Annotated in this window: 11 protein-coding genes; all 11 read left to right on the top strand. The window is 31.4% G+C overall.

Features of this window, described 5'->3' with window-relative positions; all coding sequences use genetic code 11:
• Positions 1-45: 45 nt before the first annotated feature.
• The 11 genes from BUB36_RS01945 (at position 46) to sleB (ending at position 11,878) form a co-directional block, all read left to right on the top strand.
• Complete coding sequence (locus tag BUB36_RS01945; RefSeq protein WP_073146714.1) at positions 46-312, top strand: Veg family protein; 267 nt, start codon at positions 46-48, stop codon at positions 310-312.
• Between the two features lie 716 nt (positions 313-1,028).
• Positions 1,029-2,267 carry an arginine deiminase gene (gene arcA, locus BUB36_RS01940; RefSeq protein WP_073146713.1) on the top strand — a complete coding sequence of 413 codons (1,239 nt, stop codon included), beginning with the start codon at positions 1,029-1,031 and terminating at the stop codon, positions 2,265-2,267.
• Between the two features lie 224 nt (positions 2,268-2,491).
• Positions 2,492-4,066 carry a DUF3794 and LysM peptidoglycan-binding domain-containing protein gene (locus BUB36_RS01935; RefSeq protein ID WP_073146712.1) on the top strand — a complete coding sequence of 525 codons (1,575 nt, stop codon included), beginning with the start codon at positions 2,492-2,494 and terminating at the stop codon, positions 4,064-4,066.
• A 253-nt stretch (positions 4,067-4,319) separates the two neighbouring features.
• Positions 4,320-5,183 carry a 4-(cytidine 5'-diphospho)-2-C-methyl-D-erythritol kinase gene (gene ispE, locus BUB36_RS01930; protein WP_073146711.1) on the top strand — a complete coding sequence of 288 codons (864 nt, stop codon included), beginning with the start codon at positions 4,320-4,322 and terminating at the stop codon, positions 5,181-5,183.
• Positions 5,184-5,187: 4 nt separating this feature from the next.
• On the top strand, positions 5,188-5,877 hold the full coding sequence (locus BUB36_RS01925) for a GntR family transcriptional regulator (protein WP_073146710.1): 690 nt from the start codon (positions 5,188-5,190) through the stop codon (positions 5,875-5,877).
• A 236-nt stretch (positions 5,878-6,113) separates the two neighbouring features.
• Complete coding sequence (locus BUB36_RS20605) at positions 6,114-6,323, top strand: CLC_0170 family protein (protein ID WP_073146709.1); 210 nt, start codon at positions 6,114-6,116, stop codon at positions 6,321-6,323.
• A 13-nt stretch (positions 6,324-6,336) separates the two neighbouring features.
• Positions 6,337-7,917, top strand: a complete 1,581-nt coding sequence (locus tag BUB36_RS01915; protein ID WP_073146708.1) for a spore germination protein — start codon at positions 6,337-6,339, stop codon at positions 7,915-7,917.
• Positions 7,910-9,022, top strand: a complete 1,113-nt coding sequence (locus tag BUB36_RS01910) for a GerAB/ArcD/ProY family transporter (protein ID WP_073146707.1) — start codon at positions 7,910-7,912, stop codon at positions 9,020-9,022. Before BUB36_RS01915 ends, BUB36_RS01910 begins: the two co-directional genes overlap by 8 nt.
• Positions 9,015-10,187 carry a Ger(x)C family spore germination protein gene (locus tag BUB36_RS01905; RefSeq protein WP_073146706.1) on the top strand — a complete coding sequence of 391 codons (1,173 nt, stop codon included), beginning with the start codon at positions 9,015-9,017 and terminating at the stop codon, positions 10,185-10,187. Before BUB36_RS01910 ends, BUB36_RS01905 begins: the two co-directional genes overlap by 8 nt.
• A 107-nt stretch (positions 10,188-10,294) precedes the next feature.
• Positions 10,295-10,972, top strand: coding sequence for a stage II sporulation protein R (spoIIR, locus tag BUB36_RS01900; protein ID WP_073146705.1), 678 nt, complete (start codon positions 10,295-10,297; stop codon positions 10,970-10,972).
• 189 nt (positions 10,973-11,161) lie between these two features.
• Positions 11,162-11,878 (top strand): spore cortex-lytic enzyme, encoded by a 717-nt coding sequence (gene sleB / locus BUB36_RS01895; protein WP_330390371.1) that lies wholly within the window; start codon positions 11,162-11,164, stop codon positions 11,876-11,878.
• Positions 11,879-11,890 lie beyond the last annotated feature (12 nt).

Below are 11,890 nucleotides of genomic sequence, written 5' to 3'. Positions count from 1 at the left end.
ATGATATTATTATATTGTATACAAGGATAGGAAGGAGATGTTTTTTTGGCCACTAAGGAAACTTTAGCTGAACTAAAGAAAAATGTTGAAAGTTATATAGGTCAAAAAGTCATACTAAAAACAAACAAAGGTCGAAAAAGAGTGTTCGTTAAAGAAGGCGTTTTAGAAGAAGTATATCCTAATATTTTTGTAGTTAGAATAGATAGAGGACTTAATTCAGAAAGAAAAGTATCTTACAGCTATTCCGATATATTAACAGAGACTGTTGAGATAACACTCTGCGGCAACCAATTAAAAATACAAGCTTCGTAAAGACCTGTGGATTTACAGGTATTTCTATTTTTATCAATTTTTTAATACTACCACTTTTACAGGTGGTAGATTATTTTTTGCTTTAGATGAATTAGAGTTTTATGGGGGGATATTGGGCATTTGCCAAAAACAATTTAATACTCTATGCTAGTTAGAGATAAACAACTTCAAGGTTTAATAAATTTCAAAGAAAAAATGTAGAAACGTTCATTATTTTCCTTGAAATATATTTTAAATGTTAATGTTGTTTATCTATATAGGATTTACATAGTAAAACTTAATTTATACATGTACAAATACGCAACGTTTCTGGGCGTTTTGGACATGTATGAATTAAAGTCTTTACTTAAATTTCTATAGTTAATTTACTCATTAAAGACTTAGGAGACTAGAATCTTCTGAGTTTTTATTTTTTTTGAAAAAATTTATTATTCGGTGAAATAAATATTTATGCAGAATATTCGAAAAGTTAGATAATTCTAAATATATCTTTTTCTACATAAGGCAATGGAAAGAGAAAAAATCAATTCCATAAATTAACAAAATATACACCGAATGAATATTCATATTTTTACTAAAATATTGAAATGAGCTTTAAGCCATTTAAAATAGTGAACTTGAAAACTTTATGCATTACATGTATACTTAAAGAAAGAAAAAAACCTATGCATAAAAAGTAAAAAAATACCATAAACAATTGATAAGGTGGTGCCAATATGACTGAAAAAAAAGCTGTTTTAAATGTCAGGTCTGAAATTGGTAAACTTAAAAAAGTATTACTTCATAGACCAGGAAAAGAAATAGAAAACTTAACACCTGATTTAATGGATAGGCTTTTATTTGATGATATACCTTACTTAGAAATAGCAATAAAGGAGCACGACATTTTTGCAGATATACTTAGAAATAATGGGGTAGAGGTAGTATATCTTGAAGACTTAGCTGCTGAAGCTATTGCCGATGATGAAATAAAAAACAAATTTGTTGATGAATTCATTAAAGAAGTTAAAATAATGAGTTCAAAAAAAGAAGCGGTTATAAAAGAATATCTATTAGGCTTTTCATCCAATAAAGATATGATTGCAAAAATGATGGAAGGTATTAGGACGGAAGAGATAAAGTTTAACAATAAATCTTCATTGGTTGATACTATTGAATCGAACTATCCCTTTGTAATAGATCCAATGCCAAATCTCTATTTTACTAGAGATCCATTTGCTACTATCGGCAAGGGAATTTCTTTAAACCATATGAAAACAGTTACTAGAAATAGGGAAACATTGTTTTCAAAATATATATTTAAGTATCATAAGGACTTTAAGGATGCCGATATTCCTTTCTGGTATAATAGAGAAGAAGATACTTCTATGGAGGGTGGAGATCAACTTATACTTAGTGATAAGGTGATAGCTATTGGAATATCTGAAAGAACAAACGCAGCATCAATAGAAAAGCTGGCGAAAAGAATATTTGAAAGTGATGAGACTTTTGATACAATATTAGCCTTTGACATACCAAAGAAAAGGGCCTTTATGCATCTTGATACAGTATTTACCATGGTTGACTATGATAAATTTACAATTCATCCAGAAATAGAGGGCCCCCTTACTGTTTATTCATTAAGTAAAGGAGATGGACCAGAGGATTTAATAATTGAGAAAGAAACCATGGAGTTAAATGAAATCCTTAAGAAATACTTAGGGCTAGATAGTGTAACACTAATTCGTTGTGGTAATGGAAATAGCATTGATGCTGCAAGAGAGCAGTGGAATGACGGATCTAATACTCTTGCTATTGCACCAGGAGAAGTTGTGGTTTACTCAAGAAATTATGTTACCAATAGACTTCTGGAAGAAAATGGTATAAAAATTCATGTTATGCCATCATCAGAGCTTTCACGAGGTCGTGGAGGTCCAAGATGTATGAGTATGCCACTATTTAGAGAGGATATATAAAGAAGTAGATAATTTCAATTATCTACTTCTTTTTTTACCCTAACTAGCATATACATAATATACAATAAATGACAAATGAAAGGTATACATTTGAATTTAGTAGACAGTAACTTAAGGTTCAAATTTTTGTCATATTTTTGTGTCCATAAAATATTAATATAGTAGGAATTTTATAAGAATAAACAATGGTTATCTATAGTAAATTGTAAGGGGGATGGGATTGAATGTCCGTAGGATTAGTTAGGGAAATGGTTAAATTAGATAGAATCATTGGATCTGAAAATACTCAAGCTCATGTGGAAAGTGATATAGTTGTTCCTGATTCTAAACCAGATGTCCATAACATTTTATCAGCTGAAGGCAATGTAAATATAATCGATAAAGAAATAATGCAAGGAAAGATTGTTGTTCAAGGGGTAATAAATTATAAACTACTTTACACATCCAATGATCCAAATGGCTTTTTATATAACATGAAGGCAACAGATGAATTTACTCAAAATATAGAAATAGATAATATAGATGGAATGATGGAAGCAGAAGTTAATTGTAACATAGAGCATATGGATTTTGGGATTATGAATGAAAGGAAGGTTTCAGCACAAACAGTTTTGAATCTTAATGGGAAAGTATACAAAACTGAGGAGATGGATATTGTAAAAGATATTGAAGGATTAGAAGATATTCAAACATTAAAAGACACTGTAGTATATGATAATTCAGTTGGAAGCAATTCTTCTCAGACAGTATTAAGGGAAAATTTTGAACTTGGAGAAAATGATGCAGAAATTACTGAAATATTAGAAACAAATGGAACCGTAGTAGTTAATGAAAAAAAAGTAACAGACAATAAAGTAATAATAGGTGGTAATGTAAACATAGGTATATTATATGCTACAGAAGAACCAAGAACACCAATACATGAATTAAAACACGAAATACCCTTTACCCATTTTATTGAGATTCCAAAGGCAGAAAATGATATGGACAGTAAGGTAGAAGTAGAAATAGACGAAGTTTATACAAATGTAAAAAAAAATATAAATGAAGAAAACAAGGTATATGATGTAGAAGTAGTTTTAAAGGCAAATGCTAAGGTTTATAAAAAGGTGAAGAAAGAGGTACTTTTAGATGCATATTCTCCAACAAGAAAATTAAATATACAGACAAAGGATTTAAAATTCTTAAAAAATATAGGAAGAAATTCCTCCCATGGGGTTATAAAGGAAACTATAGATATTCCAAATGATTATCCAAATATATTTAAAGTGCTTACAGTAAAGGCAAGACCAGTAATAACAGACAATAAAATCATAGATAATAAAAATATTATAGAAGGTTTTATTGATGCAAAGGTTTTATACATGGCAGACAATGAAGAAATGCAAGTATATTCATTTAATCAAGAAATACCCTTTAGGCATTACATAGAAATTGAAGGTATAAATGAAGATATGGATATGGATGTGAAATTAAATATAGAAAATACTGATTATTCTACTATCAATTCTAAACAAATCGAAACTAAGTTTAATTTAAATGCCTATGGAGAAGCAAATAAAGAAGATAAAATGGAAGTATTGGTTGATGTTGAAGATTTAGGAGAAGCATATGACGATGATAATAGAGCTAGCATAACTGTTTATTTTGTTCAAGAAGGCGATAATTTATGGGATATAGCAAAAAGATATAATACTACAAAAAAAGAAATATTAAAAACAAATGAGATTTCAGAAATAGAAGAAATTAAACCAGGAGATAAAATAATAATTCAAAAAAACTATGAGTATAAATTTTAGGTTAGGAAAGTGAATAACGAATAATAAATAAAAACTTTAACTAATTAGCACAAAAAGTTAATTTATTAAAAGAAAATATATCAAAAAACGTAAAAAATAATATAATTTCCGCAAATAACAAAAAATCCGTGGTGCCCTACGGATTTTTTGTTTATAATAATAAGTGTTAATAAAATTGTATTATGTATATTGTATTATCAGACGTAATAGGAATTATGCAATTTGCTAAATTGTCTGAAGAGGGGTGCAAAAAATGTATGAAATCAAGTTGAAGGCGCCAGCAAAGATTAATCTTTCATTGGATGTATTAAATAAAAGAGATGATGGATATCATAATGTTGAAATGGTTATGCAACAAATAACCATCTATGATGAAATATTTTTAAAAAAAATCGAAAGAGGAATTGTACTAACTACTAATTGCAGTTTTTTACCTACGGATGTATCTAATATTGCCTATAAAGCCGCTGACTATATGTTGAATAAATATGGTATAAATGGTGGAGTTTATATAGATATAAAAAAGAATATTCCAGTTGCTGCAGGCTTAGCAGGAGGGAGCAGTGATGCTGCTGGAGTTATTAAAGGAATAAATAGCCTATTTGATTTAAATCTTTCAATAGAAGAAATGATGGAATTAGGAACGCCAATTGGTGCAGATGTACCTTTTTGTATCCTAGGAGATGGAGCCTTTGCAGAAGGAATAGGAGAGAAACTTACTAGGATTAGGGGTTTAAGAAGGGGTTGGATAGTATTATCTAAACCCAATATATGTATATCAACAGCGGAAGCATATGCCAATCTAGATTTAAGAGATATTAAAGACATCCCCAATACTAAGGCTCTATTAAATGCGCTTGAAAGAGATAATTTATATGATATTGCTAACAACCTATGCAATGTTTTTGAAAGGGGCATATTTAGGAGATATCCCATAGTTAAATCAATCAAAGAAAAAATGCTTGAATATGGAGCAATTGGCAGTTTGATGAGTGGTAGTGGACCAAGTGTATATGGGATATTCAAGGATTATTCCAAGGCAAAATCAGCATATGAAAAATTGAAGCTAATTTATAATCAAACCTTTTTAGTTAGGTCGTATAATGGGAGGCAATAAAGAGATGGAGACTAAATTTAATGATTTACAAATAAATAATTATAAACCCTTAAGAGAGATTGTATTTGAATATTTAAGAAACTCTATTTTAAAGGGTGAGTTACAACCAGGAGAAAGACTTATGGAACTACAGCTTGCACAAAAGCTTGGAGTTAGCCGTACACCTATAAGAGAAGCTATAAGGAAGCTTGAACTTGAAGGATTTGTGGAAATGATACCTAGAAAGGGAGCATATGTAGCTGATTTATCTGTTAAAGATATATTGGACATATTGGAAGTTAGGATGTTTCTAGAAGGATTATCGGCATATCTTGCTGCCCAAAGAATGACAGATGAAGAAATAAACAAGCTGAAGGATATATTAAAGAAATTTGAAGACGATTTTGAAACTATGTCAAAGGAAGATATGATTGAACTTGATATTAAATTCCATGATATGATAATGGAAGGTTCTAGAAATAATAAGCTTTTACAGATTATCCAAGGACTACATGAACAATTTCAAAGGTTTAGAGTAATATATTTCAGTGAGTATAAGGAACACGAAGATATAAAGAAATACCATAGAGCGATAGTTGAGTCAATTTCTAATAGAGACCCAAAAAGGGCACAGCAATACGCACAAACCCATATTCAAATGATAGAAGAATCGATTTTAAAATGGAAAAAGAAAAATAAGTCTAAAGAGGATTAAAATTCCTTTTAGACTTTGTATTATGGCATTTGTTTTAAAATAGATATATATTGATTTTATTGAAAAAACGAGAGACACCAGTCTTTCGTTATTTTTTTGCTCAAAGGAATGAACCTGATTTTGAAACTAATAACTTAAATCCCTATAACATGAAATTAAATTAAAACTTATATGTATATACTTTCATTATTTTACAAACTCTATATAGAGGAAATTTTCGTAAAGGAAGTGACTTAATGTCAATGGATATAGAAAGAATAAAAAGCTTTTTTACTATGTATATACTTTTGATAATAATAGGAGTTTCCCTTTTTTCTATTTTTATAGATTTCAAAGCTTTAAAAAAGAAAAACTTAAAAAGGGAAGCTAAAATTTGCAAATTTTTAGGATATATATATTTGGTTGGAGGAATTACATTTTTCATCATCATAAAGTATGTGTTATGAGAGGAGATATTCTATGAACTATTATGAAAAACTCTTTAATACTCAAGAGGATACACAAAATAAAATAAATATGGCTAAAGGCTTAGAAGAAAATTTAAAAAGATTAAAAGAGATGCTTAGTAATTGTGATGACATAATATATAGAGAATTTAATGTAGGAAAAGACCAGAAGCTTAAATTTGCCACCGTATATGCTGAAGGCCTTGCTGATAAAATCATAGTAAATGAATATGTTTTAAAAAACCTCATGATCCTTGCAAGAATAACCGAGCCTGAAGTAAATAGTATAAGGGAAAAGGTTTATGGACTCATAAAGGATGGGGTTTTGTCCGTATCAGATTTAAAGGAAATAGATGATTTGAATGAAGTGGTAAACAATGTACTGTCTGGAGAAACAGTTCTTCTCTTTGACAAATGGGACAAGGCAATAGTTATTGCTTCAAAGGGATGGCCTATGAGGGGTATCAGTGAGCCTGAAACCGATACAGTTATAAGGGGTTCACGGGAAGGTTTTACTGAAACCCTTAGAGTTAATACTGCATTGGTTCGGAGGAGAATCAGAGATTCCAAATTCAAAATAAAACAGATGAGGATTGGAAGAAGGTCTAAAACCGACGTAGCAGTGCTTTTTATAGACGGAATAGTGAATCAAGATATACTAAAAACAGTGGTTTATAGGTTAAAATCAATTGAAATAGATGGTATTTTAGAAAGCGGATATATAGAACAGCTTATAGAAGATAATTGGAGGTCACCATTTCCTCAGGTTCAAAGCACCGAAAGACCTGAAAAAGTAGCAGCAGCCCTTTATGAAGGAAAAGTAGCTATCATAGTAGATAATACTCCCTTTGCACTAATACTACCTACAACCTTCAATGCACTAATTCAGGCTACTGAAGACTATAATGAAAGAGTTTTAATTACAAGTATAATAAGATTTTTAAGATATACAGCCATGCTTATATCTGTTATATTACCTGCTCTATATGTTGCTATGCTTGCCTTCCATCCAGGAATGATTCCTACAGAATTAGCCCTCTATATAGCAGGCAATAGAGATGGTGTACCATTTCCAGCGGTAATAGAAGCCCTTATCATGGAAGGAGCCTTAGAGCTTCTAAGGGAGGCAGGTATTAGATTACCTGGACCTATAGGAGCTACCATAGGAATAATAGGAGGCTTGGTTCTTGGGCAGGCTGCTGTTGATGCAGGTATAGTCAGCTCTCTTATGATTATAGTTGTTGCTATAACTGCCATTTCCAGCTATTCTAACCCAAATTATAGTTTTGCAATTTCATTTCGAATGTTAAGGTTTACCTATATAATGGCAGCTGGTTTCTTAGGTCTTTATGGATTAATGCTTGCAATATTGATTACCCTTATACATCTATGCAATCTAAAGAGCTTTGGTATACCATACTTATCACCCTTTATTTACTATACATCCCTAAAGGACTTTAAGGATACCTTTATTAGGGTACCTTTACATAAAATGAAAGGAAGACCCCAATTTATTGCAAAGGAAGATAAAGATAGACTGATGAATAAATTTAGTAGAGATAATTTAAAGAGGGGTGAAGATAACAATGGATAGAAATAATGATGTTATCATGAGCAGTCAGCTATATTCAATACTGGTAACCACTGTAATAGGTATTGGGATTCTATCGATGCCTAGGGCACTTGCAGAAAATGTAGGACCCGACAGCTTAATAGTGTTAGTATTAGGAAGTGTATTGTTTCTAATTATTGCATTATTGATACAAAGGCTGGTTACAAAATTCCCCAATAAAACCATAATTGAGATGAGTGCTAATGTTCTTTTTAAACCTATGGGAACTATAATTGGATTCGGATATTTCCTTCATTTATTGATAAGCACTGTTTTAGTGGTTAGAGCCTTTGGGGAGATAACAAAAAATTTCCTATTGCTAAACACCCCTATAGAAGTAATAATAATAAGTTTTTTAATAACTGTAGTTTATTCTGTAAGAAGCGGTATTGAATCAATAGCAAGGCTTGCAGTAATAATATTACCAATGTCTATATTTCCAGCTTTATTTGTGATGCTTGTAGCAATACCTGACTTAGATTTTACATATTTTTTACCAATATTAAAAACGCCGTTGCCTAAAATAATTAAGACTGTACCACAAATATTTTTCAGTTTTATAGGCTTTGAAATAATTTTACAATTAGGTTTTTTTGTAAAGGATAGAAAAAATATAAAGAAGGCTGCGATTAAAAGTATATTATTTATTTCCAGTGTATATTTTGTTTTCACAGCTATAACCATTGCTAGATTCGGTATTGCAGAAACCAAAATCCTTACTTGGCCAGTGGTTACCCTCTTTAAGAGTGTAGATGTACCAGGAACTTTACTCGAAAATGTGGAAGCGGTCATAATGGCTACTTGGCTTCTTTCTATTTTTATGAGTGTAGCAGTATCATATTATGTAGCAACATTTCTCCTTAGTAGAATACTTAAGTCAAAGGAACATAATTATTTAGCTTTATTTATTTTACCTTTAGTATATATACTATCACTAATTCCTAAAAACATAGTAGAGGTATATGAATTTTTAGATAAGTTTGCCAATATTGTAAGTATTACCATGATTTTCATTATACCTATTTTTTTACTGTTTATTAGCTTTCTTAAAAGAAAGTCTAAAAAGGGGATGAAAAGAAATGGATAGAATAAAAATATACCTTATAATATTAATCATACCTATTCTTTTATTTAGTGGCTGCTGGGATAAGGTTGAGATAGATGAAAGAGCCTTTATTACAGCTATAGGTTATGATAAATATGAAGGAGGAAATGAAGCGAAGGAGGAGAATGTAGAAAAAGAAACAGAAAAGGAACCCTTAAATAGATATATAAGAACCATTACATATCCAAATGTATCTCTGATAGCAGGCAAAGGACAAGGTAAGCCCTTTTTTGTATATAGTACGGTATGTGCAAGCTGGGCAGATGGTAGACAGCAAATAGCATTGAGGGATAATAAGAATTTTTATGTTTATCATCTAAAGGCAGTAATATTTAACGAAGAAATAGCAAGGGATGAAGAACTTTTTAGAGAAATGTTTGATACCTTTGAAAGGAGTGTTTTTCTAAACAGAAAGCTATACTTTTTTGTAACACCAAATAAAGCTCAAGATATTTTGATGACGGATACTGGAAAGAACATGGATGTTGGATTATATATCGATGAATTAATGTCTAAGGAGAATAAACCTACTAGGATGGCAAAAAGCGATTTAGGGACTATAGCTGTAGACCTTAGGGAGAGCAATGCAGCCCTTGCACCTCGCATAATAAAGTCCAAGGATGAAATAAAGGTAAGTGGTGCTGGCGTATTAAAGGATAATAAGCTTGTGGGGATGTTGGGGGAATTGGAAACTAGGGATGTTTTTATTTTAAAGGGAAAAGTCAAATTGGCTGATTATACCATTAAAGTAGATGATAAATTTATAGTAGTAAGTCAAACAGATTTAAAGACCAACATGAAGACATATGAAGATAAGGATGGAAATATAAACGTATATTTTGATATAAGGGCTGAAGGAGATATTGTACAACATTATTTTAGAACATCAAAGGAACCCTTCGATGAAAAATACATAGATAGGGTCAATAAAAAGGTGAATGAGCTTATTTCTAAGGAATTGGGAGATGTTTTTAAAAAGATACAAAAAGATTTTGGGGCAGATATTTTTAAAGTAGGAGAAAACTTAAGGAAATTTCACCCTGCCACATGGAATAAAATCAAGGATGATTGGGATGAAATCTATCCAAAGGTAAAGGTGAAGGTAGACTATAAAATGAATATCAGGAGAGTTGGAATAAAACAATAATATAAGAAATATTTAGCATACCAAAAAAATAACATATTGGTTTAAAAATTCCCCTTTTTGTTAATACTTTTAATGAAACCAAAACTATAGCAAATGGGGGAATTATTATGAAGAATAAAAAACTTTACATCATAGCAATTATAATTTTAGGACTTATAGCTTCTAGTATATCTATTTATACACTAGATGTATATAAAAATAGGGAAAGCTTCAAAGAAAATCTAATAAGATTTCATGTCATTGCCAACAGTGATGCCTCCTTTGATCAAGCTTTAAAACTAAAGGTAAGGGATAAGATTCTAATGGAAATGGGTAAGAAATTAAAAACAAAGGATATAAACGAAGCAAAAAAAATCATAGCAAACAATATGGACTATATCAAAAAAATAGCCATGGAGGAAATAAATCAAAAGGGCTTTAATTACCCTGTAAAGGTTATGCTTCAAGAACACAATTTTCCAACTAAAAACTATGGTAGTATAACATTGCCTGCTGGAAGCTATCAAGCCTTAAGGGTAGTTATAGGCAGTGGACAAGGTAAAAATTGGTGGTGTGTACTATTTCCACCACTATGCTTCATAGATGTAAAGAATGGTTTAACTGACGAAAAAACCAAGGCTGAATTAAAGACAGTACTATCGGAAGAGGAATACAGTATGATAAATGCTGCAGCATCCCAAGAGGGAGAATTACCTATAAAGCTCAAATTTAAATTAGTTGAGATATTGGAAAACTCGAAGTGGAAGCTTAGCAAGATAATGCCACATAAAAAGAAAGCCGACTAAAGCGGCTTTTTATTTATGTAAAAACTTAAATTATTACCAGTTAAATATTGGAGTTTGTTTTACAGACCTGTAAGAATGACCTTAAAACTTGAAACATGAAACTTGCAACATGCAACCAACTTAATGAATAAACCTATTTACTAATACAAAAAATAAAAAAGAATCAAAATCATGGAAGGAGGACATATCTTGAAAAAGATTACCGCTGTAGCTTGCGGAATTTTAATAGTGATATTTAGCATTTCAATTTTTGCCATGAATGTTTACTTTAGTAGAGCCCTAGCCCAAGAAACGCTTTACTGGGGGTCGAGGGGAAATGAAGTTAGGCTTCTTCAGGAGACCCTAAAGAGATGGGGATATTATGATGGACCCATTGATTCAGTTTATGGAGGGGGAACATTTACAGCAGTTAAAGAATTTCAACGGAAAAATGGGTTAGCAGTAGATGGTGTTGTAGGTCCTCAGACCGCAAAGGCACTAGGACTTAGAATCGATGGCAATAAGCCAGATACAGGAAAGACAAAATACACATCAGGAAATAAAGGAATATCTAGAAATGACGATATAACCTTATTGGCAAAGGCTATTACAGGAGAAGCTAGGGGAGAACCATACATAGGACAAGTGGCGGTAGGAGCAGTAATATTAAATAGGGTAAAAAGCCCTACATTTCCCAATACAATAGCAGGAGTTATATATCAGCCAGGAGCCTTTACAGCTGTTTCCGATGGTCAGATAAACCTAGCTCCCGCCGATAGCTGTCTAAAGGCAGCCAGGGATTCATTAAATGGATGGGACCCTACTTATGGTTCCCTTTACTACTGGAATCCTGCCACAGCAACCAGTAAATGGATATGGAGTCGTAAAGTATCAGTTAAAATAGGGAAACATTGGTTTGGGAATTAATAGAAGGGAGGC

The sequence above is a fragment of the Paramaledivibacter caminithermalis DSM 15212 genome (assembly GCF_900142245.1).
GTDB lineage: Bacteria > Bacillota > Clostridia > Peptostreptococcales > Caminicellaceae > Paramaledivibacter > Paramaledivibacter caminithermalis.
This window is presented reverse-complemented; position numbering and strand designations above follow the sequence as displayed.